The organism is Haloarcula pellucida (assembly GCF_014647235.1).
Lineage (GTDB): Archaea > Halobacteriota > Halobacteria > Halobacteriales > Haloarculaceae > Haloarcula > Haloarcula pellucida.
Genome location: NZ_BMOU01000004.1, coordinates 128,876 through 154,875, shown reverse-complemented (window position 1 = coordinate 154,875; position 26,000 = coordinate 128,876). Strand labels below are relative to the sequence as shown.

The window sequence follows — 26,000 nt, the reverse complement described above, 5'->3', positions numbered from 1 at the left end:
GTATATGGTGACACCATCCATGATAATCCCTATGGAGTTACTCTCTGAGTACCCGGTTCCGGACCACGCACTCGACGTCAAGCAGGAGGCACGGGAGTTCGCGGAGGAACACATCGCGCCTAACGCCGCCGACTACTACGAATCCGGGGAGTATCCACACGACATTCTCGAAGCGGGGATGGACGCCGGCCTCGTCGCACAGGACCTCGGCGAGGCGGTCGGTGGGAAGGGGTACGACCTACAGCAGATGCTCGCCATCGCCGAAGAGTTCTACAAGGCCGACGCCGGCATCGCCCTGACGCTCCAGCTAGCGAGTTTCGGTGCGGAGATCGTCGAGGAACACGGCGCCGACTGGCAACACGAGGAGTTCCTCCGGCCCGTCGCCCAGAACGACCAGATTACCGGTCTCGCCGTCTCCGAACCCGAGACGGGGAGCGACCTCGCCGGGATGACAACCAGCGCCGAGAAAGACGGTGACGAGTGGGTCATCAACGGCGAGAAGTACTGGATCGGCAACGCCGTCGAAGCCGACTGGCTCACCCTCTACGCGAAGACGGGCGACGACCCGAACAACCGCTACGGCAACTACTCGATGTTCATCGTCCCGACCGACGCTCCCGGCTACCACGCCGAACACATCCCGGAGAAGATGGGGTTCCGAGCGTCGAAACAGGGCCACATCGTTCTGGAGGACTGTCGCATCCCCGAGGAGAACATCGTCGGCGTCGAGGGCGCCGGGTTCTACATGCTCGCGGAGTTTTTCAACCACGGCCGCGTCGTCGTCGCGGGCCACGGTGTCGGCCTCGCGGCGGCCGCCATCGAGGAGGCCTGGGACTTCGTCCACAACCGCGAGGCGTTCGGCAAGACCGTCGACGAGTTCCAGGCCGTCCAGCACAAACTCGCCGATATGCATCTGGCCTTCCAGTCGGCCCGCTCGCTCACGTGGGACGCCGCAGAGCGGGTCGCAAATCAGGAGAACGCCGGCTACTGGGCGGCCCTCGCAAAGACCGAGGCCACCGAAGCGGCCACCGACTGTGCCGAGAAGGGGATGCAACTCCACGGCGGTCGCTCGGTGCTGACCGAGAACCGCATCTCCCGGGTCTATCGCGACGTACGCATCCCGGTCATCTACGAGGGCGCAAACGACATCCAGCGCAACCTCATCTACCGACAGGCCCCGCAGTAGGGCCGACCCGAATCCGTCGCCGTCGGGTGGTAACGGTGACGAATGCTCGATCGTGTGTGCACGTCTCACGCCGCGTTTTTGCTTTCAGAGCTCCTACATCTACCATGGACGATATCAGCGTCACGTTCGTGGACCGCGGGCGGGTACAGGCCGACCGCAACTTCGTCGTCGACGGTACCAGCGTCGCGACGGCGTCGGACCACGACCCCGACCACGAGTACGAGACGTACGTCGTCTGGAACCTCGTCATAGAGACGCCAAACCAGACGATTCTCTGGGACACTGGGTCGCATCCCGAGGCCGGCGACGGCTACTGGCCCGAACCGCTGTACGAGGCGTTCGCCCACGTCGACGCCGCCGAGCACTCGCTGTCCGACGACCTCGGGGCCGTGGGCTACGGCATCGAAGACATCGACGCCGTCGTGATGAGCCACCTCCATCTGGACCACGCCGGCGGCCTCTACAACTTCGCCGGCACGGACACCCCCATCTACGTCCACCGGGAGGAACTCCCCTTCGCGTACTACAGCGCGAAGACCGACGAGGGCTCTATCGCCTACCTCGCCAGCGACTTCGACCACGACCTGAACTGGCAGATAGTCCACGGCGACAGCTACCACCTCGCCGACGGCGTCGAACTGCTCCACCTCCCCGGCCACACGCCGGGCCTGCTGGGTGCGCTCGTCGACAGACCGAGCGACCCCTTGCTGGTCGTCGGCGACGAGGCCTACGTCACGGCCAACTACGACGGCCAGCCGATGGCGACCAGTCTGCTCTGGAACAACGGCGCGTGGAAGGAGAGTCTGGCGCGGTGCCAGAACGTCCAGCGTCAGACGGGTGCCGAGGTCCTTCTGGGCCACGACCTCTCGGTGTTCGAAGCCCTCGCGTAGGCCGCTAGCCGTCGACGGGGACGAGCGTCAGTTCCGCACCGTCCTCGGTCCGCACCGTCCACACGTCGTCGGTCCGGTCTACCGCGCTCCAGACGCCGAAAAACAGGTGCAGGTCCAGTTCGAGCGCGTTCACTCGCTGGCCGGTCGCTTCGATTCGGTACGTGTCGGGATCGGTGTCCATCTGTTCTCGGTTCGTTTCCCTCTCCGCTTCGCTTCGAGGGCCGCGTTCCCTTCGTCACGCGCCCCTCGCTAACTCACGGGTCACTACGTTCCCCGTTCGCGGTCGGAGACCCCTCGCCATGCTCGGCGTCTCCCTACTGCTCTACGAACCCGTAACTCGACTCCAGATGCTCGATTATCCAGTCGACCGTATCCTCGTCGTAGGTCCAGAAGCCGTAGAACTGCCGTGGCTCGCGTTCCTCGGCCAACAGGGCGCACTTCTGGCTGGGGTCGCCCCCGCCGTCGAAGACGACGAACCACGAGTCGGCTATCTCGTCGCTCCGTTCGAGGTGGAGCGTGAAGGCGCTCCGTTCGGGTGGGTCTACGTCCGGCACGGCGTAGGCGTGGACGTCGACGGCGGACTCGCCGAGGCGTTCGTAAAGGTCGAGTTCGCCCTTCAGCGTCGAGAGGGTCTGGAAGCCGGCGTACAGGGCCCCCTCGCCGACGCGCCACGCCCGGTCCTCTATCTCGCGGGAGGCCGCGACCATCCGTTCGATGGACCACGAGGTGAACATGGTCTCGTCGAGGTGGTCGAGGATGGACCGGTACGGCCGTTCGTCGGCGGTGAGGTGCCGGTCGCGCGTCTCCAAGGCGTCGTAGAACGCATCGAGATCCGTCGCGGTGACGACGCCGTCGTCGTCGCTCAGCGTGAGAAACTCTCCGGGGCGTCCGCTCTCCGTCCGCTCCGTGACGACCCGGACGTTCCGGTCGGCGAACTGCTCGCGCAGTTCGGCGGCAGTCGATTCGTCGGCGTTGAACACGGTGAGTGTTTTCTCGTGATGTTCAACCCCGGCGATAAGTTCCGTGAGCGACATTCACACGAAGAGTGTGGTGAGCGACCGGTTTAGGCCTTGCGACGACCGACAGTTTCGGCCTCTCACAGGGGGCTCTTCCTTTCGACGTTTCCGCCACAAAACTGAGTCACAGCCCTCATTAATCACGATTAATGAACCTTGATGTAGTGGAAAATCTTTAGTCGTGGCCCCCCAATTTCCCGGTACGGCACCAGAGCTGGGGCCGAGGATTTCACCATGACAGACAATGAACTAATCTGGCGAATCGCTGGCGGTTCCGGTGACGGAATCGACTCGACCAGCCAGAACTTCGCGAAGGCCCTGATGCGTTCGGGACTTCACGTTTTCACACATCGTCACTACCCGTCGCGCATCCGGGGCGGCCACACGTACGTAGAGGTACGCGCGAAGGACGAACCCGTCCAGTCGCGCGGCGACGGCTACAACTTCCTGCTGGCACTGGGTGACTCGTTCGCCCGGAACCCGCAGGAAGAGGCCTACTACGGCAAAGAGGAACTGAAGCCACTGTACGAGAACTTCGACGACCTCCGCGAGGGCGGCGTCCTCCTGTACGACGAGGGCCTCCTCGACGAGGAGGACGTCGACGAAATCGAACTCGAAGAGGCCGCCGAGGAGAACGACTGGCACGTCGTTCCGATGGACCTCCGCGGCATCGCCAAGGAGCACGGCCGCGAGATCATGCGGAACACGGCCGGTATCGGTGCGACCGCCGCCATCCTCGACATCGACACGGCGGAGTTCGAGGAACTCATCGAGCAGAACATGGCCGGCGACATGCAGGAGGCCAACCTCAACGTTCTGCAGGACGCCTACGACGCGGCGGCCGAACTCGACATCGACCACGACATCGAGGTTCCCGAGAGCACCCACGACGAGGAGCAGGTCATCCTCTCCGGGTCGAACGCCATCTCCTACGGCGCGCTCGACGAGGGCTGTCGGTTCATCTCGGGGTACCCGATGACCCCGTGGACCGACGTCTTCACCATCATGTCCCAACACCTGCCGGAGTTCGGCGGTATCTCCGAACAGGTCGAGGACGAAATCGCCGCGGCGGCACTGGCGCTGGGTGCGTCCCACGCCGGCGTGAAGTCCATGTCCGGATCGTCCGGTGGGGGCTTCGCGCTGATGTCCGAACCGCTCGGGTTGGCCGAGATGACCGAGACGCCTATCGTGCTGGTCGAAGCGATGCGTGCCGGTCCGTCGACCGGGATGCCGACCAAGCCCGAACAGGCCGACCTCGAACACGTCCTGTACACCTCACAGGGTGACTCCGCTCGCGTCGTGTTCGCGCCCGCGAACATCCGCGAGTGTTACACGCAGACGCGCGCCGCGTTCCGCATCGCCTACGAGTACCAGATTCCGGCCATCGTCGTCTACGACCAGAAGATACAGGGCGAACTCCGGAACCTGCCGGCGAGCCACTTCGACGAGGAGCCAAACGCCGACCCCGGGTCGGTCCTGACCGAAGAGGAGATTCAGGACGCGGCCCACCACTCCTCGGGCAAGTTCCAGCGCTTCCTCCACGAACCGGAGGACGGCTCGAACGTCAGTCCGCGCTCGGTCCCCGGGCAGAAGGACGGGCGCTACCTCGCGACGGGTAACGAACACAACCCCTCGGGCCACATCAGCGAGGACCCCGAGAACCGCATCGCCCAGATGAACCGTCGGCTGAACAAGCTCGACGACATCCGCGCCGACCTCGACGAGAACGCGAGTCATCAGGCCTACTACGGGCCGGACGACGCGGAGTACGGGATCCTCGTCTGGGGCAGCCAGCAGGACACCGTCTTCGAGGCCGTCGACCGCCTCAACGAGAACGGCCACTCCGTGAAGGCGCTGGGCGTCTCCGACATGATGCCCTACCCCGTCGAAGAGGTCAGCGAGTGGCTCGACTCCGTCGACGAAGCGCTCGTCGTCGAGATGAACGCCACGGCCCAGTTCCGCGGGCTGACCCAGAAGGAGATCGGCAAGTACGGCGATAAGCTGTCGAGCCTCCTCAAGTACAACGGCAACCCGTTCGAACCCGCCGAGATCGTCGACGGGTTCGAGTCCAGTATCAACGGCGAGGACCTCGCCGCGACCAACATGAAGTACCTCCCCGCAGCGGGTGACTAACCATGAGTGCATTCAGCGCAATCGGCGAAGAACGCGAGATCGACCGTGACGAGTTCACACCCGGCATCGAACCGCAAGCGACGTGGTGTCCGGGCTGTGGTGACTTCGGCGTCCTCAAGGCGCTGAAACAGGCCATGCCCGAGGTCGGGAGGAACCCCGACGAAGTCGCGCTGTTTACGGGTATCGGCTGTTCCGGGAAGCTCAACAGCTACTTCAACAGCTACGGGTTCCACACCATCCACGGCCGCTCGCTGCCCGTCGCCCGGGCCGCGAAACTGGCCAACCCCGAACTGGAGGTCATCGCCGCCGGCGGTGACGGTGACGGCTACGGTATCGGTGGGAACCACCTCATCCACACGGCCCGTGAGAACCACGATATGACGTATATCGTGTTCAACAACGAGATTTTCGGGCTCACCAAGGGCCAGACGTCGCCGACGTCGCCGAAGGGTCACAAGTCCAAGACCCAGCCTCACGGCTCGGCGAAGTCGCCCATCCGACCGCTCAGCCAATCGCTCAACGCCGGCGCGACCTACATCGCCCGGACTGCAGCCGTCAACCCCAACCAGGCGAAGGAGATAATCGCCGAGGCCATCGAACACGACGGCTTCGCACACATCGACTTCCTGACCCAGTGTCCGACCTGGAACAAGGACGCGAAACACTACGTCCCGTACACGGACGTCCAGCAGTCTGACGAGTTCGACTTCGACGTCTCGGACCGCGTCGAAGCCGCCGAGATGATGCGCAAGACCGAGGAACGACTGTACGAGGGTGAGGTCCTGACCGGCCGGATGTACGTCGAGGACGCCCGCCCCTCCTACGGACAGGAGAAGCGCGCCATCGGCGAGATGCCGGAAGAACCGCTCGCAGAGCGGTACTTCGACGAGGACGCGGAGTGGGAGCGGACCTACGACAACCTCCTCGAACACCACAAGTAACCACCTCGGTCCGGGCCTCCCCGTACCGTTTCTCGGGGCGCTCGAAACCGGGTTTCTGGTTCGGAAGATATTTTTTCGTCCATGGAAAAGAAACGTACATGAGTGCCGAGTCTACGGAGCGTCGAATCCTGTCGGTCCTAGAGGACGATGCTCAGGCATCCTACGCAGAGATAGCGAACCGGGCCGACGTCTCGAAGCCGACGGTCCGCAAGTACATCAAGAAACTCGAAGAGGAGGGCGTCATCGTCGGCTACTCAGCCGACGTCGACCCGAAGAAACTCGCGGGCCAGTCCATCGCGATGGTCGGTATCGACGTCGCGAGCGAACGCTACGTCGAGGCCACGCGAAAGCTGAAAGGCATCGACGCCGTCGAGTCGCTGTACACTTCCAGTGGCGACCACATGTTGATGGCCGAAGTCCGCGCGACGGACGGCGACTCGCTGGCGGCGGTCATCGAAGACGAGATACTCGCGCTCGACGGCGTCACAGCGGCTCACCCGTCGTTCCTGCAGGAACGACTGAAGTAACGGGTTTTTAGACGCTCCAGAGCGGACCAGAACCCATGCCGTCTCGGTTGGTGCTTGGAGCTGGTTCGACTGCACTGGCGCTCATCGACGCCGCAAGCGTTAGCCACCGCCCGCTCCACGTCGTCACCGACGACGAACATCGCGCCGAGACACTGCGGACCGACGACATCGCCGTGACGGTGGCCGACCCGGCCGACCGCGCGACGCTCGCCGGTATCGACATCGACCCGGACACCGTCGCCGTCGCGACGGACGACCCAGCAGTCAACACCGTCGCCGCAGAGACCGTCGAGACACTGTTTCCAGACGCGTTCGTCCTGTGTTATACGGGGTATGAAGCGACGCCCGACCAGCGAGCGACCCTCGAGCGGGTCGCCGACCGAGTCGTAGACGCCGAGGCGGTCGTCGTCGACGCCCTCAACCAGACTGTCGGGGCCGAAGGAACGCGGGTCCGCCAACTACAGCGGGTCCTTCGGGACATCGACGGCCACCTCGCTATCTTCGCCCACGACAACCCGGACCCGGACGCCATCGCCAGCGCCGTCGCGCTGGGAGAACTCGCGGAACGGGCAGGCTGTACCGTCTCCATTTGCTACTACGGCGACATCTCCCATCAGGAGAACCGTGCGTTCGTGAACTTACTGGAGTACGACCTCGTGAACCTGACAGCGGAGGACGCGGACGCACTGGCGGAGTACGACGGGTTCGCACTCGTCGACCACTCCAGACCCGGCGTCAACGACCAGTTGCCCGAGGACCTCGCCGTCGATATCGTCATCGACCACCACCCACCGCGTCTCCCGGTCGAGGCCCGCTACGTCGACCTACGGAGCGCCGTGGGGGCGACTAGTACGCTACTGGTCGATTACTTCCAGCGGTTCGGCGTCGACATCCCGGACCCGATCGCGACGGGACTGCTCTTTGGCATCCGAGTCGACACGAAAGACTTCCGCCGAGAAGTCTCGGTCGAGGACTTCGAGGCCGCCGCCCACCTCGTCCCCCGGGCGGACATGGAAGCCCTCCAGCGCATCGAGGACCCGAGTGTCAGCGCCGAGACGCTGACAGTCATCGGCCGAGCCATCGACAACCGGGAGAAAGAGGGGTCGGTGCTGTTGAGTTGCGTCGGCGAACTCGGCGACCGCGACGCACTGGCACAGGCCGCAGACAGACTCCTCGACTTAGAGGACGTGCAGGCGACGATGGTGTACGGCGTCATCGACGGGACGATCTTCGCCTCTGCGAGAGCACGCGGCGCCGACATCGACCTCGGGGAGGCCCTGCGAGACGCCTTCGGCCAGATCGGGTCCGCAGGGGGCCACGCCGACATGGCCGGCGCCCAGATAACGCTGGGCGTACTCGACGCCATCGACGACCGGGACGAGTCACTCCACGACATCGTCCGGTCGGTCGTCAACGACCGGTTCCTCGAAGCGGTACAATCTCGTTCCCACCGGTTGCTCGGCAGCGTCTACGGAACCTCGGAGTACGGGCCGGAGACGTACGCCGAAATCGTGCCGGAACCAGTCGAGAATTCGCCGGGCGACGACGAGGAGTAGCCGAGACTTTTTCACCACTCCCGGTCAATTCCGGGGTGATGGACGACCCGAGTCGACCGACGGTCGGCGAGTACATGACACGGGAGGTAGCCACCGTCGAACTCGACGACACAGTCGACGAGGTCGCGACCCGTATCGCCGAGAGCGACGAGTTCAGTGGCTTCCCGGTGACCGACGGACGACGCGTCGAGGGCTTTGTCAGTGCGCGTGACCTCCTGCTGGCGGACGACCACGAACCGATGTTCCGGGTGATGAGCGGCGACATCCTCGTCGCCCACCCGGACATGGCGGTACAGGACGCCGCCCGCGTCATCCTCCGGTCTGGCATCCAGAAACTCCCGGTCGTCGACGACGCGGGCCACCTCGTCGGCATCATCTCCAACGCGGACGTCATCCGCTCGCAGATAGAGCGCGCGACCCCGGACAAGGTGGAGAAACTCGGTCGCACGCTGGAGAACATCCACGGCATCACCACCCACGAGGAGCGGCGCGAAGTCGAGTTGGCCGATCTGACGCCGACACAGAAGACGGTGTACGCCGACGAACTGGAAGGCCGAGTCTACGAACTCGAACGGGGACTGGCCGAACCGCTGGTCGTCATCGACAACGGCGGCGACCTGTTGCTCGCCGACGGCCACCACCGAGTGAAAGCGGCCGACCGTCTCGGTGTCGACCGGATGGACGCCTACGTCATCGTCCTCGACGGGCCCGTCGAACTCGGCATGGCGGAGACGGCCGCCAACTCCGACCTCGAACGCATCGACGATATCGAAGTCGTCGATTACGCCCGGCATCCACTGGTCGAGACGACACAGCGGTTACAGGACGAGTAACGGACGTTTTGCTGACAGTATAGCCGTTTTCACGAGGGCATCCGGACGACATCTCCGACCGTCCGACGCCGTCGTCGCGGACGGAGCGGGGGCCGCGCCCGAACACTCTTGCGGACTGGTGACATATGGCGCGGTATGTACGACGAGGAGGACCTCCAGCGCATTCGGGACGCCAAAGGCGAGTGGGAGCGCGAGACACTCGACCCGGTACTCGACGCCTACGGTGAGCGCAGCGAGCGGTTCGCGACCGTCTCGAATCTGGAGGTAGATCGCCTGTACACCCCGCTCGACGTCGCCGACACCGACTACGAGACTGACATCGGGTTCCCCGGCGAGGAACCGTACACACGCGGCGTCTACCCGACGATGTACCGCGGCCGCCAGTGGACGATGCGGCAGTTCGCCGGCTTCGGCACGGCCGAGGAGACCAACGAGCGGTTTCACTATCTCACCGAGGAGGGCCAGACCGGTCTCTCGACGGCGTTCGACATGCCGACGCTGATGGGACTCGACTCCGACGCCGCGATGGCCGACGGCGAAGTGGGCAAGGAGGGCGTCGCCGTCGACACGCTGGCGGACATGGAACGCCTCTTCGACGGTATCGACGTCGGTGCGGTGTCCACGTCGTTCACTATCAACCCCAGCGCACCGGTCGTCTACGCGATGTACCTCGCTATCGCCGACCAGCAGGGCGTCCCGCGCGAGGAGATTCGTGGCACCCTCCAGAACGATATGCTCAAAGAGTTCATCGCACAGAAAGAGTGGGTCGTCCCGCCGGAACCCTCGCTGAAGTTAGTCACGGACGTCATCGAGTTCGCCTGCGAGGAGACGCCGAAGTTCAAGCCCGTCTCCGTCTCCGGCTATCACATCCGCGAGGCCGGCGCCACGGCCGTCGAGGAACTCGCGTTCACGCTCGCCGACGGGTTCGCCTACGTCGAGGACTGTCTCGACCGGGGACTGGACGTCGACGAGTTCGCCCCGCAGCTGTCCTTCTTTTTCAATTCCCACAACGCCATCTTCGAGGAGGTGGCGAAGTTCCGTGCGGCCCGACGCATCTACGCCCGCGTGATGGACGAGTGGTACGACGCCGAGGCCGACGCCAGCAAGCAACTGAAGTTCCACACCCAGACCGCCGGACAGTCGCTCACCGCCCAGCAACCACTCAACAACGTCGTCCGCGTGACGATTCAGGCACTCGCCGGCGTGATGGGCGGGACCCAGAGCCTCCACACCAACAGTTTCGACGAGGCGCTCGCGTTGCCCTCGGAGGACGCCGTCCGGGTCGCCCTGCGAACCCAGCAGATCATCGCCGAGGAGTCCGGGGCGGCCGACATCGTCGACCCACTCGGCGGGAGTTTCGCCGTCGAGGCACTGACCGACGAGATAGAGGAGAAGGCCACGAGTTACATCCACCACGTCCGCGACGAACTGGGCGACGGGTCGGTCCGTGACGGCGTCCTCGCCGGCATCGAGCAGGGGTACTTCCAGCGGGAGATACAGGACTCGGCCTACGAGTACCAGCGACGCGTCGAGGACGACGACGAGGTCGTCGTCGGCGTCAACGCCTACACCGTCGCGGAGGACACCGAGCCGGACGTGCTAACCGTCGACGAGGACGTCCAGCGCCGCCAGCGGGACCGCCTCGACGCGGTCAAGGCCGACCGTGACGACGCGGCCGTCGAGGCCGCACTCGACGACGTCCGGGCGGCCGTCGACGCCGGGGAGAACGTGATGCCGGCCATCGTCGACGCCGTGAAGGCGTACGCGACGATGGGCGAGATAATGGCCGTGTTCGAATCCGAGTACGGTGCCTACCGAGAGACGGCGGGCGTCGCCTGAGGCCGGTCGGCGAGGAAGGCCACGATAGCCGCTCCGGAGGTTTATATCGCATACCGAGCGAGCCCGCGCTATGGGACAGACGACCAAGAGGAGGCCGGGAATCGCACAGCAGCTACGACTCGTCGTTGGGACCGTCCGTCTACTTGTCCGGTATCCCGCACCGCTCCTTTACCCGGTGCTGAAAGCGCTGTCGGGGACACTCGCTATCGTCGCCGTCGGAGCCATCGCGCTGTCACCCGTCGACGGCATCGGACCGGACGTTCCCATAGGTATCCCGACGCTACTGCTCGTCGTCGGGAGCTGTCTGTTCTCGCTGTACGTCGTCGGCCCGATACTGGTCGTCCTCCTCGACGTCGCGTACTGCTACGAACTGCACGCACTCTTGCAGGGCACTCGACCGACGCCGGGTTCGGGACTGGCCTACGCCGTCCGTCGACTGCCGGCCATCTCTCTGGGTGCGCTCGCCGTCACGGGAACGTTCTTCGCCGGCTACGTGACCGATACCGGGAGCCTCCGAGTCGGGTCGGACGTTCTCGGGACGTTCCTCCCCCCGGCGCTAGCCATCGAGGACCGCAGTGCCAGCACGCTCGTCACTCGGATAGACGGTGCCATCACCGACCAATGGGGGAGTGCGGTCCTCACTGTTTACGGTGCGAGGACGTTCGAGTACCTCGCGGGGTGCCTCGGAATCGCGACCGCGGTCGGCGTCGTCGTCGGCCAAGTGCTCGGCGTTTTCACGGTCGACAGCGGCGTCCTTCCGGTCGCACCCGGCCTGCCGCAGGCAGCGTTCCTCGCCGTCGCCGTCTTCCTCGGCGGCTTCGCTCTCACGGCGTTCCTCCGTGGACTCGTACGCGGTCCCGTTTCGACGGCACTGTACCACTACGCCACGAGGGACAGCGTCCCGGAACGGTTCGCACTCGACGCTGGAGAGATGGTTCACATCGACTGAAAAGACGGCGGGCGACGGCGAACTACTGTCGTTCGCGCTGGCCGTCGTCGTCCGTGTGTCGGGAGATGTAGACCACCAGCGCCAGCAACACGCCGAGGCCGAGACCGACGGTGACCAGACCGTAGATGGCGACGCCGAGTGGCGTCGGCGGCAGTGCGATGACCCCGAACAGTTCCGGTTCGAGGTCGGACGGGCGGATGTTGCCCAGCACGAACCCCATCACGCCAGCGAGGGCGACGATGACGACGTACAACTGGACGACCACTCGTTCACCGGACCGCCCGACCGGTTGCTCGCTCATGCCCGCAGGTAGGTGACCGAGACGATTAGCCTTTTTCACTTCCGGCCCGTAGCCTGCCTATGAGTCAGAAAGAACTGCTGTTCGTCGTCCTCGCCGGTATCGCCGTGATGATGTTCGTGACGGCTATCGTGCTCGTCTCCGGCGCCTGAGCGATAGATCGCTTCCGCGAACAGCGCGGGACTAGCGCGAGGAAAAATGACCGTCTTCAGTCGTCGCTACGCGCTCCGGTCAGTGCGGATTGCTCCTCTTCTTCACCGCCGTCCGTGACGGTCGTCTCGAGTTTGCGGTCGAACCACTGGAACTCGCGGTCGAGCATCCCGTCGCGCTCGAGGTTCCACGGGTCGCCGTCCTCGACCTTCGGGCCTTCGAGCCACGACTGGACGACGTTCCAGACGAAGATGAGCTGACCGACGAACAGGATGAGCGCGCCGGCAGTGGCCAGCAGGTGGTACGTCTCGACCTGTGCCAGCGGCGCGATAGCGCCGTCGAACTGGTAGGTCGCATAGCGGCGGGGCATCCCGAGGTAGCCCAGCGCCAGCATCGCAAAGAACGTGAGGTTCGTTCCGACCATCGAGAGCCAGAAGTGGGCCTTCCCGAGGGTGCGCTGGTACATCCGCCCGGTGAACACCGGGAACCAGTAGTAGATGCCGGCGAAGGCGGCGAAGCCGATGGCCCCCATCACGATGTAGTGGAAGTGGCCGACGACGTAGTAGGTGTCGTGGAGGATGAGGTCGACCGGAATCGCGGCGAGGAAGACGCCGGTGACGCCGCCGATGATGAAGTTCGAGATGAAGCCGATACAGAACAGCATCGGCGTCGTCAGGCGGAGTCGCCCGTTCCACATCGTCGTGATCCAGTTGAACGTCTTGACGGCGCTCGGGATAGCGATAGCCAGCGAGACGGCCATGAACGAGGCCCGCAGGCGCGGGTCCATCCCTGTCGAGAACATGTGGTGTGCCCAGACGCCGAACGAGAGTACGCCGATAGCCAGCGTGGAGTAGACGACGAACTTGAAGCCGAACAGTTTCCGGCCGGCGAACTTCGGCAGGATGAGGCTCACAAGGCCCATCGGCGGGAGGACGAGGATGTACACCTCGGGGTGGCCGAAGAACCAGAACAGGTGTTGCCACAGCAGCGGGCCACCGCCCTCGACGGCGAAGAACGTCGTCGCGAGGTTGCGGTCCAGCAGGAGCATGACGATGGCGCTGCCCAGCAGCGGGAACGCGAAGAGGATGAGCGCCGACTGGGTCAGGATCGTCCACGAGAAGATGTCGAGGTTCGCCCAGCTCACGTCGTCGTCACGCTCGGTGAAGATGGTCGCGATGAAGTTGATCGCACCCATCGTGGCGGCGACGCCGGAGAGGTGCAGGCCCAGCAGCATCAGGTCGACGCCGGGGTTGGTCTGTTCGACCGACAGCGGCGTGTACATCGTCCACGCCGTCTGTGCGGGTTCGATCATGTTCTCGGTGACCGGTGCGAGGAAGAACCCGGCCCAGATGAGCAGGGCCGCCGGCGGGAGGAGCCAGAACGCGATGGCGTTGATGCGCGGGAACGCCATGTCGTCGGCCCCGATGAGGAGCGGGATGAAGTAGTTCGCGAACGCCGCGATGATGGGCGTCCCGAACAGGAACAGCATCGTGATGCCGTGACTCGTCAGAATGGAGTTGTAGGCGTTCGCCCCCAGCAGCGCCCCTCCGGGAGTGACGAGTTGAAGGCGGATGAGCATCGCCATGATGCCACCGACGGCGAAGGCGATGACGGCGTAGACGCCATAGAGGATGCCGATGTCTTTGTGGTCGACTGTCGTTAACCAGCGAACGATACCTGCGGGCTTCTCACGGTGAATGACGGTCTCGCCGGTCGCGGTACCGCCGCCCGCGAGCGGTGTGTACGACCGCCAGTTCTCGATGCGCGTGAGTAGCGCGGCGATACCGACGAGGAGGACGGCCATCAACCCCGTCAGCACTAGATCTCCTGCTGCCATGGTCGCACGTCAGGACTGGCCGATAATGAAAGGGTCGGTTCCGCGGTGCCCGCGGTTGATTCGGCTTACTCGTCTTCGAGCTCGCCGGGTGCGTCTTCGTCCTCGAACTCGGCGACTTCGTCTTCCGGCTCGTTCACCGCGCTGGCTTCCTCGAGGGATTCCTGTGCGTGCTCTGCGTTTTCGATCGCTCGCCCAGCGTAATAGGTCAGCACCGCCAACAGGAGGAACATCGAGATCATCAGCGCGAACTGAAGCCCGCTGAAGACGGGGTCCGTGCCGAACGCGGGAACGACCGCGAACGCCGCGATGAAAAAGAGGATGATGCCCAGTGGAATGACGTTGACGGTGAGGTCGAGCAGGGTGTCCTTTTCGAACCCGAACAGTGCCATGTATGACTCGGCGTTGGCGTAGGCCAGTAAATAGGCTGTTGGTTTCGCTCAGACCTTGGTCTGTTCGACGACGGACCCGGCCCCGCCCATCGCGACCATCACGGCACCGGCGACGACGACCGCGACCAGACGGGTGAACAGCGGTCCTTCGCCGACGTTCGCGAGCGTGAACGCCGACGTCGGTAACTGGAGGACGGCGACGAGCGCTGCGAGCAAGACGAGCAACACGCCGACCCCGACGAGCGTCGGCCACGGGCGAGTCGCGTAGCCAGACTCGGTGAGGATACCGGCGATGCTCCCGCCAAAGAGGATGAGGCCGAACACCGCGACCGGGAACAGCCCGATGAAGACACCGATTTCCGAGAGCGCTAGTCCCAGAGCGACGAACACCGGCCACGGACTCGACATCCGATACTGGTCGCTCAACCCCGGTTGCTCTTCCATACCCGCCGTTCGGTCTCGGCCGGCATATGCCCATCGGACTCTCCGTGATCCCCGTGCGTGTCGGTGGCGAGCGGAGCCGAGACCGCCGGTCACGTCCGCGTCTCTCGGCGAAACCGATCACCGTAGAGACACGTGTCTGACGGGGCACAAACTATTTGTCTGCCATCCGGCTTGATGAAGGTAATGAGTACGCAGACGGTAGAACTGGTTTCAGAGTGGGACTCGGTGCCCTTCGACGGCGGGTACGAGGGGCTCCGGACACTCGCAGACCAGGAGTTCTCCGGTGCCGTCGTCGCTGGCCCCACCCGGCTGTTCATGTTGAACGGGACGGTCATCGGTATCATAGACGGCGACATCGAAGCCTTCGAGACCGACAGTGGAACTGCCCGGGAAGCACCACACGACGCGCTTCCGCTTCTCGCAGTGATGCAAGAGCGAAACGACGAGGTCCGCGCGAAGTACTACACGCAGGAGACGTCGATAGCCGACGTCGACCGGACGCTTTCCGACGGGAACTTCACCGGGTTCGTCGAACTCTCCGAGAACGTTCTCTCTGGCGATTACTATCTGGTCTATCATCAGGGTCGCTCGATGAGCGTCGCCTGGGTCGGGAGCGCCGAGCGACTCATCACCGACGACGAAGCCTTCGAACAGGCAGACGACGAAGTGGGCATCTACGAGGTCAAACCCGCCGAGATCTCGCCCGTCGAGATTCCGGAACCGTCGACGGCAGCAGACGCCGCCGATGTGACCGATGGACAGGCTCCGAGCGACGGTACCGCCATCGACGACGCCTCGTCGGCCGACCCCTCGTCGACCGACGAGGGACCGGTTTCCGAACCAGCAGGAGAGACACAGCCTCCGGATTCGACGTCCGACAACGACGTCGCCGAACCAGCAGGAGAGACACAGCCCCCGGATTCGACGTCCGACAGCGACGTCGCCGAACCAGACACGGGTGAGTCGACCGCCGACCGTCGGTCGGGACCGGCCGCCGGTGGCCCACCGGGGTCGAAAGCCGCCGGTGCGAACCAGGGCGCCGCAGCGAATCGGACAACGGACCCCGAGACGACGGACGCGGGGACCGCGACCGAGCAGTCCCGGCAGCGTCGGTCACAGGGCCGTGACGACGTAGCGGAGCAAGCGAGCGCCGAGCCACAGTCGGCAGAGCCAGACGCACAGACGGCCGAGGCGTCCACGACGGAGTCACCGAATCCGTCGTCGGCAACTCGGCAGCGCACCCGTGATTCGGAGCCGACCCAACAGCCCGACCCGGCACAGAGAGAGCAGCGCTCGCCCGCAGAGCCACAGTCGCGACCGGACGCGTCCTCGTCACAGCGCCCGAGCGCGGACAGCGGGGGTGAAAGCGCCGCTGCAGCGACGACGGCGGACCTCGAGACACGCGCGATTCCGTCACTCGACCCCGACCGGTCTACGAACTCGCCGGACACCTCGGCCGCGAGCGACGACGCGGCCACGCAACCGACGGGCGACCAACACACGGAGGACCGCTCGTCACACACGACGACGGAGCAGGCACCAACCCAGACGACGCAGACGCCGACGTCGCCTGCACCGGAGCGAGTGGCCGACCTCGAAGCGGAACTCGACGGCAAGGAGGCCGAAATCGCCCGCCTCGAATCGGAGGTAGACGACTTAGAGACGACGAACGAGGAGCTACGGGCCGAGCGTGACCGCCTTCAGTCCGAGCTAGAGGCGGCACGGACAGAGATCGAACGCCTCGAAGACGGACTCGCAGAGGCCCAGAGCGAAGACACCCCGTCGGCCGGGACACGCCTGTCCGGGGCCGAAGCTATCGACGGGACGAACCTCTTCGTACGCTACCACTCGAAGGGCGAGGCGACCCTCGCTCAGGCCCACGACGGGGACGCCGACCCGACACAGGTCGAGGAGAACCTCCGACTGGAGTATCACACCCAGTTCGACGCCACCGACGCTGCCGTCGAGGGAACCGAGTTCGAGACGTTCCTTCAGGACAGCATCCACTACCGGTTCGTCGAGTGGCTGATTCGGAACCTGCTGTACGAGATTCGTGACACCGGCCACGCGGGCGCGATGCAGGTGCTGTACGACGCCTTGCCCGAGATAGACCGGGCCGAACTGAACGGCAAGGTGACGGTCACCTACACCGAAGACGGGCAGGAACACCGCTCACAGGAGCAGTTCGACGTCGTCGTCCGCGACCGGATGGGCAACCCGCTGCTCGTCGCGAACATCAACGACTCCCGTCAGCCAGCGACCGAGGGGCAGATGACCGACATCGTTCGGAACGCAGAGCGCGTGGGCAACGCCTCTGACTCGCTGGCGGCGGCGTTTCTCGTCACCAGTAGCTTCTTCGAGCCGGAAGCGCTCGAAACCGCCGAAGAAGCGACCTCCAGCGGTCTGTTCAGCCGAGACAAGCGCAAAAGCTTCGTGAACCTCTCGCGGAAAGACGGATACCACCTCTGTCTCCTCGAGGCACGAAATCAAGAGTTCCACCTCGCCGTCCCGGAACTCTGACGACACGAGGAAAGCGCGTTAGCCTTCTATTTCGGCCGCGTCCTCGATTTTCATTCCTTCGAGCTTCTCGATGATTTCGTCTATCTTCTCGTCTAGGTCGTCGACGAATTCGCCCGTCTGCTCGGTCGTGATGGCTCCCTGACTGGAGGGCTCGATGAGGTTCTCCTCTTCGAGGACGCGCAGCGAGTAGCGCACCTTGTGGTGTGGGTAGCCCGTCTCGTTGGACATCTTCACGATACCGATAGGCTCGTTCTCAATAACCATGCGGAGCACCTGCAAGTGACGCTCCAGCATGTCGACTTCCTTCTCAAGCCTGTCTATCATGGCAATTGTTAACTTGTGTTTGCAGGGTTTAAAAGTTGCCCTCGTGTACCCGTCTTTGCCGGTTTTTTGGTTCGGAGAGGTGTGTATTAAATGCGTCGTAACGATTCCCATGCCAAACAGTCACCCCCATAACCGCGCCGAGAGGGACCGTAATCTGTTTATCACGGTGGCCGGAACGTCCGTGCGATGACCGTAACCATCGTCGGCTCACAACTCGGCGACGAGGGGAAGGGCGGCATCGTCGACCTGTACGGCGACGACGTGGACGTCGTCGCGCGCTATCAGGGTGGCGACAACGCCGGCCACACCGTCGTCCACGAGGGCGAGGAGTACAAGCTCTCCCTGGTCCCGAGTGGAGCCATCCGCGGCAAGGTCGGCGTCCTCGGCAACGGGTGCGTCGTCAACCCGCGAACGCTGTTCGACGAGATAGATACGCTGCAGAACCGTGGTCTCGACCCGGACGTACGCGTGGCCGAACGGGCACACGTCATCCTCCCGTTCCACCGCGTACTGGACGGTATCGAGGAAGAGGTAAAGAGCGAGACGGACGACGAAGTCGGGACGACCGGTCGCGGCATCGGCCCGACCTACGAGGACAAGGCCGGCCGGCGCGGCGTCCGTGTCGGTGACCTGCTCGACGCCGACGTGCTTCGCGAGCGACTCGAGTACGTCGTCCCGCAGAAGCGGGCCGTCGTCGAGGACGTCTACGGCCTCGACGTCGAGGACCTAGAGGACCCCGACGCGCTGGACGTCGACGCACTCTTCGAGGAGTTCCGCGAGTTCGGCCGCCGCTTCGAAGCGGAGGGGATGACAGTCAACGCCGGTGCCTTCCTCACCGAGGCCATGGAGGACGGCCAGAACGTCATGTTCGAGGGGGCACAGGGGACCATCATCGACATCGACCACGGCAACTACCCGTACGTCACGTCCTCGAACCCGACGGCCGGCGGCGCCGCGGTCGGGACCGGCGTCAGTCCCGGCGTCGTCGGCGGCGGCGAAGTCGTCGGCATCGTCAAGGGCTACCTCACGCGCGTGGGGAGTGGCCCGCTGCCGACCGAACTCGGCGGCGTCGTCGGTGACACGCCCGGCTACGACGAACAGGGAGCAGGCGAGAACGAGGAACTGGCACATTACATCCGCGAGGAGGGCGGCGAGTACGGCACCGTCACCGGACGCCCGCGACGCGTCGGCTGGCTGGACATGCCCATGCTCCGACACGCGACCCGCGTCTCCGGGTTCACCGGTCTCGCTATCAACCACCTCGACGTGCTGGCCGGTCTCGACGAAGTGAAAGTCGGCCACACCTACACGCTCGACGGCGAGGAACTGACGTCGATGCCCCCACGCACCGAGCAGTGGGCGGAGTGTGAGGCGAACCTCCGTACCTTCGAGGGCTGGGAAGCGTTCGACCCGGCCGCCGTCGCGAGCGAGGGCTACGAGGCCCTGCCCGAGAACGCACGGACCTACGTCGAGTACATCGAGGACGAACTCGACACCCCGGCCTACGCTATCGGCGTCGGCCCGGGCCGCGGCGAGACTATCGTCCGCGAGTCGCCGTTCTAACGGTTCAGTATCTCGTTTTGGCGGTCCCGCGACGGCCGACAGCGGCCGCTCTCGTCGGACTCGGAATCGTTCTCGGCGGGTTCGATTCTCACCTCGCCACCGAGGCGGTCGGACAGCGACTCACCCGCGAGTTTGCACGCCCAGCCGGGTGAAGAGAAGTTCCGCGCCTCGCGCCAGACAGTACGCTTTTAGGGCTACCGGACCGACGCAGGTGTATGAAAGAGGACCTGATGGACATCATCTGCTGTCCGCTGGACAAACACGACCTCGACCTCGAGGTCGAGGAACGCGACGACGAGGAGATTCTGTCCGGACAGTTGGTCTGTACGGAGTGTGGCGAGGTGTTCCCCATCGAAGACGGTATCCCGAACCTCCTCCCGCCGGACATGCGCGACGAAGCCCCGGCCTGATAGTGGCTGTCGTAGCGATTTATCGGTACGCGCCGACCCCGGGGTCAGCCCGATACGGAAACAATCTACGACAGTCACTATGAGACCCCTGCACCTTTTTTATGTGTCCCCGCCGACATTCCGGTGTGCCTGACTCGCTCCTCGTCCACGTCAACCGCGACGAACTCCACGGGCTAGCGGTACCGACGACGTTCGAGACGAGCGAGAGCTTCGACGTCCGCCTGGTCAACCACGGGGAAGCCACGCACGTCCACCTCCACCTCGACGACGCGCTCTCCAGTCTCGCAAGCATCGAAGCGCCCAACCATCACGTCGAACGAGACAGCGAACGCCGGGTGCGGGTGACCCTGACTCGCGACGGGGCCGTCCGCGGGAAACTGAAAGTCGTCACGGCCTACGGCGCGACGACGCGCTACGTCGACGTCGTGGTCACCGAACCGGACCGGAGCGACGACCCGGTCGAAGTCGACGAGGACCTCGCGAAACCACAGCCGAAACCAGAACCCGGATCCGACTCCGTCCTCGCCGACGTCCCCGACGTGCCGGTGCTCGTGGTCGGTGGCGTCGCCCTGCTCGCGGCCGCCACCGCCGCGTTCTTCGTCCAGAACGTGGTGGTGTTGCTGGCGGCGCTCGCCGTCGTCGTCGGCGTCCTCGTGACGGTCTACGCCGTGCTCGCGACTTAATCGTCGGTCTCGACGCCGCAGAGGTTGCCGTCGTCGTCGAACAGTTTCGCCCGGAGGAAGCGCGCCCGGTAGCGGTTCGCCCCGTCGGCGGTGTCGGCTTCGCGGATGTCGGCGGCCCGGCCGTCGGCGACGGCGTCGACGATGGCCTCGACCTGCGCTTTCTCGCTGGGGGTCAACTCGAACTCGTAGGTCTGGGGCTCCTCGGCTTCGAGTTTGGTCCACTTGCGCGCGGCCGAGACGACGAGCGAGCAGGGTTCCCGGCAGGGGAACTCGCCGTCGCCCCCGTCCACGTCGAGGTCGGTGTCGGCGTCGTAGCCCCACTCGCGGCGTTTCAGACACTGCGAGTCGTCACAGCAGGCCTCGGCGACCCAGTTGACGTGTTCGTACCCCTCGCCGCGGTCCCACGTCTTGACGACGCCGTAGATGCCGGTCTGCCGTTCGACGGTCTCGTGCCAGTGGGTCACGTCCAGTTCGCCCTCCCGTTCGCGGTACCAGTTCTGGACCGTCGCGGGGTAGAACGTGTGGACGGCCTCGAGCAGTGCGGCAGGGCCGAGCGACGGGAACGCCCACCCGCGCTGGAGCGAGGGTGCGGTCTTGAGCGGTCGGTACCGCCCCCGGTCGTCGTGTTTCGCGATGTCACGGGCGGCGGCCGGGTCCTCGTACGTGTCCAGGTCGTCGACCGCCGTCCCGACGTCGGCCTCGTGCCGGAGGTCGTAGACCCGCCCGCCGTCCTCGGTCAGTGAGACGGTGACGGCGAGTTCGCCCCACTCGGTCGTGCGGCCGCCGGAGAGCGCGTCGTATCGCTCGGGGACCGGCGCCGACTCGGCACCCTCCAGCCACCGGAGGAACGCCCACCGTGGCTCGGCCTGTGGGGCGGTGGCGTGCCAGAAGTACCAGTTGGCGGCATAGGGCGAGTCCGTCGCGACCGAGCGGAAGTCGTCTTTGCCGAGGTCTTCGTGGGACTCCTCGGGCGTCTCGAACGTGTAACGGTCTTCCTCGCGGCCGACGTGGAGGCCGTCGAAATCGATACCGTCCGGCGCGGTAGCCACCAGCGCGTCCACGGAGTCCTCGTCCATACTGAACCACGGGACTCCCGCGGAAAAAGTTAGCCGGTTCGCCCGTCTGTTGCCGATTGTTACGGGTAGACGCAGTCGCTGACCGTCGCCGGGTTAGTCACCCGTCGCCGGGTTCCCGTTGCCGGTCTCCTCGCGGACCTGTTCGATAGCCCCGCTCACGTCGGCGCCCGCGTCGGCGGCGCGTTCGAGGACTACGTCGGCCATGAGCGGTTCCGTCCCGACGGCACCGGCGTACCAGATGTCGTGGCCGTCGACGGTTTCGGGGGTGTCCCAGCCGGTCCGGTAGTCGTCGGTCAGGCCCATGTCTTCGGGGATGTCCTCCTGCGTGTGGTAGCCGTCGGCGATAAAGAGGGGGACGACGACGACGTCCTCGCTCTCGAAGTAGTCGGTGACGTCGTCTACCTCGGGGTCCTCGTCCATGAACAGCGCCTGCACCTCGTCGAAGCGGTCCATCTCGCCGATGCGCTGGGCGTGGTACTCGATGGCCTTCGCGGAGTTCTCGTTGCGCTCGGTGCCGTGGCCGACCACGGCGAGTCCGAACCCCTCGCCCACGTCGGGGTCGTCCGTGACCGACTTCGCCCGCTGGACGATGACGTCGCTCATCGAGTCGTGAGTACCGACCGGGCCACAGTAGTGGACGGTCTGGCCGGTGTCGTCGGCGGTCAGCGTCGCGTGGGTGGCGCTCGTGCCGTCGGAGTCCCACATCTCGGGGTCCCACTCGTCGAGGCGGAACTCCCGGGGGATGACCTGTTCGGTGAAGTACCCCTCCGAGATGAACAGCGGCACCAGATACACCTCCTCGGCGTCGACGGTGCGTAGCCCCTCCCGGAACGACGGCTCCTCCTTCCAGAAGACTTCCCGGACCTCGTCGAACGCGCCGGTCGCACGGATGGTGTCCGCGTGTGAGAACGTCGGCGTGCTCGACTCGGCGTTGAGATGCGAGCCGTGGGCCGCGATGACGAGCGCTTCTTCCATACCACGCCGTTGGGACGAACCGCTCTTAGGGGCTTCGCTGGCGGTCCACACCGCCGGCGCTCCGGTGTCGGCCGAGCACCCCTCACTCCGAACCGGACGCCAGCGGTTCAGAGTCGGCTTTCACCGAGGCGAAGACGCGCTCTGCCCACTCGCGGGCGACGGCGTCGTCGGTGTCGACGAACACCTCCATCAGTCCCGTCTCCTCGTCGTAGCCGCCGACGCCGACCCGGTCGTCGAATATCGCGAGGCCGTACGGGAGCGTGTCGCGGGTCCGGAGCGTCAGGTGGCCGCGGTCGATGGCCTCGCTCGCCCGCTCCGGGTACGTCTCGAACAGTTTCTCGGCGATGTGCGGGAGATAGATGATCTCCGTGTCCGTCGCCTCGAACACCTGCTGGTGGAACTGCCCGAGGACCAGCGGTGCCATGTGGGTGGTGTTGAACCCGCGGAGGGTCTCGGAGTTCCGGACGAGCGAGACGAACCGCTCGACCGGTTGGTAGGGGTCCTCGGGCGCCGCAGTCGTGACGGTGGCGTTGACGAACGGTTCGATGACGAACTCCTGATGGTCGTCACAGATGGCGTCCAGCAGCGGCGTCAGGCGGTGGGCGGTCCGGACGTTCGCCTCGAACCGGAGGACTTCCTCCGCGACCGTCTGGCCGCGCCCGGTGAGTCGAAATCGTCCGTCGACCTTCTCGACGAAGCCCTGCCTGTCGAGCCACTGCGTGAACCGGTGGCTGGTCGCCCGCGAGACGTCGAGTCGGTTCTCTATCTCCCCGCGGTCGAGTGGCCGTTCGAGGAGGGCTTCGAGGACCGGCCCGTGACGGACGATGTCGCCGAGGTAGTCCGTCCCGACCCGTTCGTCCGCCGCCGCAAGTCGCTCGCCGAGATACCGACGGGTTCGTGCGTTCTCTAGGACGGATTCGAGGACCGGCGACCCCGGCGATGGCTCCGCACGCTCGGACGCGTCGTCGGTCGTCTCGTCCGTTCGGTCCGTCGCCATGGGTCTCTCTAGCTAGGTACGGTGGCCCACGGTAGTAACTCTAGCTACGCCACGACACGAGACGCGTTTCACGGGCCGAAACGGCGTTCACTCCGCCGAACGCTCGGTGACGAATGAGGCTAACAGCCCACACGGCGTCCGTTCGAGTATGAGTCAGGAACACGAGACGCTCCCGGGAGTCGAGCGGTTCGCCGACGGCGTCCACGGGGCGGTGATTCGACCGGACGACGACGCCTACGACGACGCCCGGGCCGTCTGGAACGGGATGATAGACAAACACCCCGCTGCCATCGTCCGGTGTGCGGGCGTTAGAGACGTCATCGAGACGGTAGCGTTCGCGCGTAAAGCGGACGTGCCCCTCGCAGTTCGCGGTGGCGGCCACAACGTCGCCGGGACCGCTGTCTGTGACGACGGCGTGGTCTGTGACCTCTCCGAGATGACCGCCGTGCGAGTCGACCCCGCGGAGCGAACGGCGTGGGTGCAGGCGGGCGCGACGTGGGCCGACCTCGACCGCGAGACGCAGGCGTTCGGACTGGCGACCCCCGGCGGCGTCGTCTCTGACACCGGCGTCGCCGGCCTGACCCTCGGCGGCGGCATCGGACACCTCCGCTGTCGGTACGGCCTGACCTGTGACAATCTCCGGGCCGCCGACCTCGTCACCGCCGACGGCGAGTTCGTGACCGCGAGCGAAGACACCCACCCGGACCTTTTCTGGGCGCTCCGGGGCGGCGGGGGGAACTTCGGCGTCGTCACGGCGTTCGAGTTCGACTGCCACCCCGCCGGTCCGGAGGTGGCCACGGCGCTCGTCTTCTACTCCGGGTCGGAGGCGAAGTCGTGTCTGCGAGCGTACCGGGAGTACGTCGAGACGGCACCCGACACCGTGAGCACGCTCACTTCGACGGGCGTGATGTACGACGAGGACCTGTTCGACGCGGACGTCGTCGGCGACCTGAAGTTCGCCGTCATGGGGTGTTACGCCGGGCCGCCCGAAGAGGGCGAAGCCGTGCTTGCCCCCCTCCAACAGTTCGCGGACCCGCTCGTCGACGTCAGCGCGGTACGGCCCTACACAGAGTTCCAGCAGATACTTGATGCGGATTACCCCGACGGCATGCGCTACTACTGGAAGTCGCTGTACCTCGACGCCCTTTCGGACCCGGCCATCGACCGCATCGAGTACTGGGGTGAGAAAGCCCCCTCACCGCTGTCGACTGTCGACGTCTGGGAACTCGGCGGTGCCATCACCGACACCGGCATCGAGAACAGCGCCTTCGCCGGTCGACACGCGCCGTTCTTGCTCGGTGTCGAGGCGAACTGGGAGGAGCCGGCGATGGACGACGCGAACGTTCAGTGGGTCCGAGACTGTCTCGATGACATGCGGCAGTTCTCCGACGGGTCTGTGTACCTGAACTTCCCGGGCTTCCTCGAAGACAACGACGAGACGATGGCGAGGACGTTCGGGACGGCCTACGACCGACTCGTCGCGGTGAAAGACGCGTACGACCCGACGAACCTGTTCGCGCTGAACCAGAACGTCAAGCCGTCGGGCGACGGTGAGCACGCCGGATAGGCGTCGACGACGACTTGCTGTCGAACCCGCCGCTGACGGGTCGTCGGTTCTCCGAGCAGGGTCGGTGAGTCGTGAATCGACGCAACCGGTGGTTACAGCGCCGTTAGCAGCAGGAACGCCAGCGTGACGGCGGCCCCGACCAGCGCGGCGTGTCCCGCCACACCGACAGCGAGGACGATTCCGGCGACGGTGCGCTCTATCGGTGCGAGTGGGTGTCCGAACGCCTCCCGCTCTCGTTGTGCGATGGCCATTTGTCTTCCCTCGTGTGGAGAGACGGCCGGTCGCCTATCAATACCACAGGACGGTTCTCAGTAACTGGGAGGTCCGATAGAACGGTTTTTGCACCTGCCGTCGTGAGCCTCGGGTATGTCACTCGCCGCCGCCACTCGCGAGGCCGTTCGAGCGCGCCCGTCCCTCTACGACGCGCTTCGGGCCGGCGTCGTCAACTACACCGCCGCCGCACGGACGTTAGACGTCGACGGGGACACGGACGCCGTCGCCACGGCACTGCGTCGCTTCGCCGAGGAACTGCCCGACGACCCGGCACACGAGAGCGAGGCCCGCGTCTCGATGCGGAGTGGAGTCGGGCGAGCAGACGGGGGCGGCAGCGACGGGAACGTGCTTCTCGAGATGGGCGACACAGCCTTCCTAGACGGCGCAGGCTCACTCACCGGCATCGTCGCCAGCGGCGACCTCTCACCGGCGGCACTCGGCGACGTGCTGGGTCGGTTGCGGGCCGCGGAGGTCCCCGTCGAGGCGGCCGGCGTCGCCGACGACTCGCTCGTGGTGGTCGTCGAGCGACGCGACGGGCCCGACGCGCTCCGGGTCGTCGAAGCCGCGGTGGGCCGCTGAGCAGGGCGGCGTCACAGCCCGGTTCCGACGCCTTGAAGCGGCCCC

At 65.4% G+C, this 26,000-nt stretch carries 26 protein-coding genes; 15 read left to right on the top strand and 11 right to left on the bottom strand.

The genetic code is table 11. The annotated features are described in order from the left end of the window. The first annotated feature begins 31 nt into the window (after positions 1-31). Positions 32-1,186 carry an acyl-CoA dehydrogenase family protein gene (locus IEY28_RS12845; RefSeq protein ID WP_188998233.1) on the top strand — a complete coding sequence of 385 codons (1,155 nt, stop codon included), beginning with the start codon at positions 32-34 and terminating at the stop codon, positions 1,184-1,186. Positions 1,187-1,290: 104 nt separating this feature from the next. Next, positions 1,291-2,076, top strand: coding sequence for an N-acyl homoserine lactonase family protein (locus IEY28_RS12840; protein WP_188998230.1), 786 nt, complete (start codon positions 1,291-1,293; stop codon positions 2,074-2,076). A 4-nt stretch (positions 2,077-2,080) separates the two neighbouring features. Here IEY28_RS12840 and IEY28_RS12835 read toward each other — a convergent pair whose 3' ends face one another. Both IEY28_RS12835 and IEY28_RS12830 read right to left on the bottom strand, forming a co-directional pair. Beyond that, positions 2,081-2,257 (bottom strand): hypothetical protein, encoded by a 177-nt coding sequence (locus tag IEY28_RS12835; protein WP_166971269.1) that lies wholly within the window; start codon positions 2,255-2,257, stop codon positions 2,081-2,083. 133 nt (positions 2,258-2,390) lie between these two features. After that, a complete protein-coding gene (locus tag IEY28_RS12830; protein ID WP_188998226.1) occupies positions 2,391-3,110 on the bottom strand; it encodes a DICT sensory domain-containing protein in 720 nt (239 codons plus the stop codon). 216 nt (positions 3,111-3,326) lie between these two features. On the opposite strand from IEY28_RS12830, the gene IEY28_RS12825 reads away from it, so the two are divergent. The 7 genes from IEY28_RS12825 (at position 3,327) to IEY28_RS12795 (ending at position 11,870) form a co-directional block, all read left to right on the top strand. Then, complete coding sequence (locus IEY28_RS12825; protein WP_188998223.1) at positions 3,327-5,225, top strand: 2-oxoacid:acceptor oxidoreductase subunit alpha; 1,899 nt, start codon at positions 3,327-3,329, stop codon at positions 5,223-5,225. Between the two features lie 2 nt (positions 5,226-5,227). Next, on the top strand, positions 5,228-6,166 hold the full coding sequence (locus IEY28_RS12820; protein ID WP_188998220.1) for a thiamine pyrophosphate-dependent enzyme: 939 nt from the start codon (positions 5,228-5,230) through the stop codon (positions 6,164-6,166). 98 nt (positions 6,167-6,264) lie between these two features. Next, the gene (gene lrpA1, locus IEY28_RS12815; protein WP_166971261.1) at positions 6,265-6,693 is read left to right on the top strand and encodes an HTH-type transcriptional regulator LrpA1; all 429 of its coding nucleotides are present in this window, start codon (positions 6,265-6,267) and stop codon (positions 6,691-6,693) included. 35 nt (positions 6,694-6,728) lie between these two features. Beyond that, positions 6,729-8,249 carry a DHH family phosphoesterase gene (locus tag IEY28_RS12810; protein WP_188998217.1) on the top strand — a complete coding sequence of 507 codons (1,521 nt, stop codon included), beginning with the start codon at positions 6,729-6,731 and terminating at the stop codon, positions 8,247-8,249. 38 nt (positions 8,250-8,287) lie between these two features. Next, positions 8,288-9,082 (top strand): CBS pair associated ParBc domain-containing protein, encoded by a 795-nt coding sequence (locus IEY28_RS12805; protein WP_188998214.1) that lies wholly within the window; start codon positions 8,288-8,290, stop codon positions 9,080-9,082. 135 nt (positions 9,083-9,217) lie between these two features. Further along, a complete protein-coding gene (locus IEY28_RS12800; protein ID WP_188998211.1) occupies positions 9,218-10,921 on the top strand; it encodes a methylmalonyl-CoA mutase family protein in 1,704 nt (567 codons plus the stop codon). A gap of 70 nt (positions 10,922-10,991) precedes the next feature. After that, a complete protein-coding gene (locus tag IEY28_RS12795; RefSeq protein ID WP_188998207.1) occupies positions 10,992-11,870 on the top strand; it encodes a hypothetical protein in 879 nt (292 codons plus the stop codon). Between the two features lie 22 nt (positions 11,871-11,892). On the opposite strand, the gene IEY28_RS12790 is transcribed toward IEY28_RS12795, so the two are convergent. The 4 genes from IEY28_RS12790 to IEY28_RS12775 all read right to left on the bottom strand — a co-directional run bounded on the left by IEY28_RS12790 (position 11,893) and on the right by IEY28_RS12775 (position 14,988). Continuing rightward, positions 11,893-12,171: a DUF7520 family protein gene (locus IEY28_RS12790; RefSeq protein ID WP_166971251.1), complete on the bottom strand. Its 279-nt coding sequence runs from the start codon at positions 12,169-12,171 to the stop codon at positions 11,893-11,895. Positions 12,172-12,376: 205 nt separating this feature from the next. Next, positions 12,377-14,155, bottom strand: a complete 1,779-nt coding sequence (gene ctaD / locus IEY28_RS12785; protein ID WP_166971249.1) for a cytochrome c oxidase subunit I — start codon at positions 14,153-14,155, stop codon at positions 12,377-12,379. A 65-nt stretch (positions 14,156-14,220) separates the two neighbouring features. Next, positions 14,221-14,544 (bottom strand): DUF6684 family protein, encoded by a 324-nt coding sequence (locus IEY28_RS12780; protein ID WP_188998204.1) that lies wholly within the window; start codon positions 14,542-14,544, stop codon positions 14,221-14,223. A gap of 48 nt (positions 14,545-14,592) precedes the next feature. Next, a complete protein-coding gene (locus tag IEY28_RS12775) occupies positions 14,593-14,988 on the bottom strand; it encodes a DUF7541 family protein (RefSeq protein ID WP_188998201.1) in 396 nt (131 codons plus the stop codon). A 183-nt stretch (positions 14,989-15,171) separates the two neighbouring features. On the opposite strand from IEY28_RS12775, the gene IEY28_RS12770 reads away from it, so the two are divergent. Next, on the top strand, positions 15,172-17,508 hold the full coding sequence (locus IEY28_RS12770; protein WP_188998198.1) for a DUF7527 domain-containing protein: 2,337 nt from the start codon (positions 15,172-15,174) through the stop codon (positions 17,506-17,508). Between the two features lie 18 nt (positions 17,509-17,526). Here IEY28_RS12770 and IEY28_RS12765 read toward each other — a convergent pair whose 3' ends face one another. Next, a complete protein-coding gene (locus IEY28_RS12765; RefSeq protein WP_135304560.1) occupies positions 17,527-17,832 on the bottom strand; it encodes a hypothetical protein in 306 nt (101 codons plus the stop codon). Positions 17,833-18,018: 186 nt separating this feature from the next. On the opposite strand from IEY28_RS12765, the gene IEY28_RS12760 reads away from it, so the two are divergent. The 3 genes from IEY28_RS12760 to IEY28_RS12750 all read left to right on the top strand — a co-directional run bounded on the left by IEY28_RS12760 (position 18,019) and on the right by IEY28_RS12750 (position 20,488). Continuing rightward, positions 18,019-19,395 (top strand): adenylosuccinate synthase, encoded by a 1,377-nt coding sequence (locus IEY28_RS12760; RefSeq protein ID WP_188998195.1) that lies wholly within the window; start codon positions 18,019-18,021, stop codon positions 19,393-19,395. A 215-nt stretch (positions 19,396-19,610) separates the two neighbouring features. Next, positions 19,611-19,805 (top strand): methytransferase partner Trm112, encoded by a 195-nt coding sequence (locus tag IEY28_RS12755; RefSeq protein WP_166971241.1) that lies wholly within the window; start codon positions 19,611-19,613, stop codon positions 19,803-19,805. A 125-nt stretch (positions 19,806-19,930) separates the two neighbouring features. Next, a complete protein-coding gene (locus tag IEY28_RS12750) occupies positions 19,931-20,488 on the top strand; it encodes a DUF7524 family protein (protein WP_188998192.1) in 558 nt (185 codons plus the stop codon). Here IEY28_RS12750 and IEY28_RS12745 read toward each other — a convergent pair. The 3 genes from IEY28_RS12745 to IEY28_RS12735 all read right to left on the bottom strand — a co-directional run bounded on the left by IEY28_RS12745 (position 20,485) and on the right by IEY28_RS12735 (position 23,536). After that, positions 20,485-21,564, bottom strand: a complete 1,080-nt coding sequence (locus IEY28_RS12745) for a DR2241 family protein (RefSeq protein ID WP_188998189.1) — start codon at positions 21,562-21,564, stop codon at positions 20,485-20,487. The two genes, IEY28_RS12750 and IEY28_RS12745, sit on opposite strands and share 4 nt — an antisense overlap. A gap of 93 nt (positions 21,565-21,657) precedes the next feature. After that, positions 21,658-22,539 (bottom strand): CbiX/SirB N-terminal domain-containing protein, encoded by an 882-nt coding sequence (locus IEY28_RS12740; RefSeq protein ID WP_188998184.1) that lies wholly within the window; start codon positions 22,537-22,539, stop codon positions 21,658-21,660. Between the two features lie 82 nt (positions 22,540-22,621). After that, complete coding sequence (locus IEY28_RS12735) at positions 22,622-23,536, bottom strand: helix-turn-helix transcriptional regulator (protein WP_188998181.1); 915 nt, start codon at positions 23,534-23,536, stop codon at positions 22,622-22,624. A gap of 148 nt (positions 23,537-23,684) precedes the next feature. On the opposite strand from IEY28_RS12735, the gene IEY28_RS12730 reads away from it, so the two are divergent. Then, complete coding sequence (locus IEY28_RS12730) at positions 23,685-25,103, top strand: FAD-binding oxidoreductase (RefSeq protein ID WP_188998177.1); 1,419 nt, start codon at positions 23,685-23,687, stop codon at positions 25,101-25,103. Positions 25,104-25,195: 92 nt separating this feature from the next. Here IEY28_RS12730 and IEY28_RS12725 read toward each other — a convergent pair whose 3' ends face one another. Next, positions 25,196-25,354, bottom strand: coding sequence for a hypothetical protein (locus IEY28_RS12725; RefSeq protein WP_188998173.1), 159 nt, complete (start codon positions 25,352-25,354; stop codon positions 25,196-25,198). Positions 25,355-25,469: 115 nt separating this feature from the next. On the opposite strand from IEY28_RS12725, the gene IEY28_RS12720 reads away from it, so the two are divergent. After that, complete coding sequence (locus tag IEY28_RS12720) at positions 25,470-25,955, top strand: DUF7523 family protein (protein WP_188998169.1); 486 nt, start codon at positions 25,470-25,472, stop codon at positions 25,953-25,955. Positions 25,956-26,000: the final 45 nt, after the last annotated feature.

What these genes read in the sequence shown, in the direction of transcription:
- IEY28_RS12845 (WP_188998233.1), top strand. Translation starts at nt 32, where the DNA reads ATGGAGTTACTCTCTGAGTACCCGGTTCCGGACCACGCACTCGACGTC.
- IEY28_RS12840 (WP_188998230.1), top strand. Translation starts at nt 1,291, where the DNA reads ATGGACGATATCAGCGTCACGTTCGTGGACCGCGGGCGGGTACAGGCC.
- IEY28_RS12835 (WP_166971269.1), bottom strand. Translation starts at nt 2,257, where the DNA reads ATGGACACCGATCCCGACACGTACCGAATCGAAGCGACCGGCCAGCGA.
- IEY28_RS12830 (WP_188998226.1), bottom strand. Translation starts at nt 3,110, where the DNA reads ATGTCGCTCACGGAACTTATCGCCGGGGTTGAACATCACGAGAAAACA.
- IEY28_RS12825 (WP_188998223.1), top strand. Translation starts at nt 3,327, where the DNA reads ATGACAGACAATGAACTAATCTGGCGAATCGCTGGCGGTTCCGGTGAC.
- IEY28_RS12820 (WP_188998220.1), top strand. Translation starts at nt 5,228, where the DNA reads ATGAGTGCATTCAGCGCAATCGGCGAAGAACGCGAGATCGACCGTGAC.
- lrpA1 (WP_166971261.1), top strand. Translation starts at nt 6,265, where the DNA reads ATGAGTGCCGAGTCTACGGAGCGTCGAATCCTGTCGGTCCTAGAGGAC.
- IEY28_RS12810 (WP_188998217.1), top strand. Translation starts at nt 6,729, where the DNA reads ATGCCGTCTCGGTTGGTGCTTGGAGCTGGTTCGACTGCACTGGCGCTC.
- IEY28_RS12805 (WP_188998214.1), top strand. Translation starts at nt 8,288, where the DNA reads ATGGACGACCCGAGTCGACCGACGGTCGGCGAGTACATGACACGGGAG.
- IEY28_RS12800 (WP_188998211.1), top strand. Translation starts at nt 9,218, where the DNA reads ATGTACGACGAGGAGGACCTCCAGCGCATTCGGGACGCCAAAGGCGAG.
- IEY28_RS12795 (WP_188998207.1), top strand. Translation starts at nt 10,992, where the DNA reads ATGGGACAGACGACCAAGAGGAGGCCGGGAATCGCACAGCAGCTACGA.
- IEY28_RS12790 (WP_166971251.1), bottom strand. Translation starts at nt 12,171, where the DNA reads ATGAGCGAGCAACCGGTCGGGCGGTCCGGTGAACGAGTGGTCGTCCAG.
- ctaD (WP_166971249.1), bottom strand. Translation starts at nt 14,155, where the DNA reads ATGGCAGCAGGAGATCTAGTGCTGACGGGGTTGATGGCCGTCCTCCTC.
- IEY28_RS12780 (WP_188998204.1), bottom strand. Translation starts at nt 14,544, where the DNA reads ATGGCACTGTTCGGGTTCGAAAAGGACACCCTGCTCGACCTCACCGTC.
- IEY28_RS12775 (WP_188998201.1), bottom strand. Translation starts at nt 14,988, where the DNA reads ATGGAAGAGCAACCGGGGTTGAGCGACCAGTATCGGATGTCGAGTCCG.
- IEY28_RS12770 (WP_188998198.1), top strand. Translation starts at nt 15,172, where the DNA reads ATGAGTACGCAGACGGTAGAACTGGTTTCAGAGTGGGACTCGGTGCCC.
- IEY28_RS12765 (WP_135304560.1), bottom strand. Translation starts at nt 17,832, where the DNA reads ATGATAGACAGGCTTGAGAAGGAAGTCGACATGCTGGAGCGTCACTTG.
- IEY28_RS12760 (WP_188998195.1), top strand. Translation starts at nt 18,019, where the DNA reads ATGACCGTAACCATCGTCGGCTCACAACTCGGCGACGAGGGGAAGGGC.
- IEY28_RS12755 (WP_166971241.1), top strand. Translation starts at nt 19,611, where the DNA reads ATGAAAGAGGACCTGATGGACATCATCTGCTGTCCGCTGGACAAACAC.
- IEY28_RS12745 (WP_188998189.1), bottom strand. Translation starts at nt 21,564, where the DNA reads ATGGACGAGGACTCCGTGGACGCGCTGGTGGCTACCGCGCCGGACGGT.
- IEY28_RS12740 (WP_188998184.1), bottom strand. Translation starts at nt 22,539, where the DNA reads ATGGAAGAAGCGCTCGTCATCGCGGCCCACGGCTCGCATCTCAACGCC.
- IEY28_RS12735 (WP_188998181.1), bottom strand. Translation starts at nt 23,536, where the DNA reads ATGGCGACGGACCGAACGGACGAGACGACCGACGACGCGTCCGAGCGT.
- IEY28_RS12730 (WP_188998177.1), top strand. Translation starts at nt 23,685, where the DNA reads ATGAGTCAGGAACACGAGACGCTCCCGGGAGTCGAGCGGTTCGCCGAC.
- IEY28_RS12725 (WP_188998173.1), bottom strand. Translation starts at nt 25,354, where the DNA reads ATGGCCATCGCACAACGAGAGCGGGAGGCGTTCGGACACCCACTCGCA.
- IEY28_RS12720 (WP_188998169.1), top strand. Translation starts at nt 25,470, where the DNA reads ATGTCACTCGCCGCCGCCACTCGCGAGGCCGTTCGAGCGCGCCCGTCC.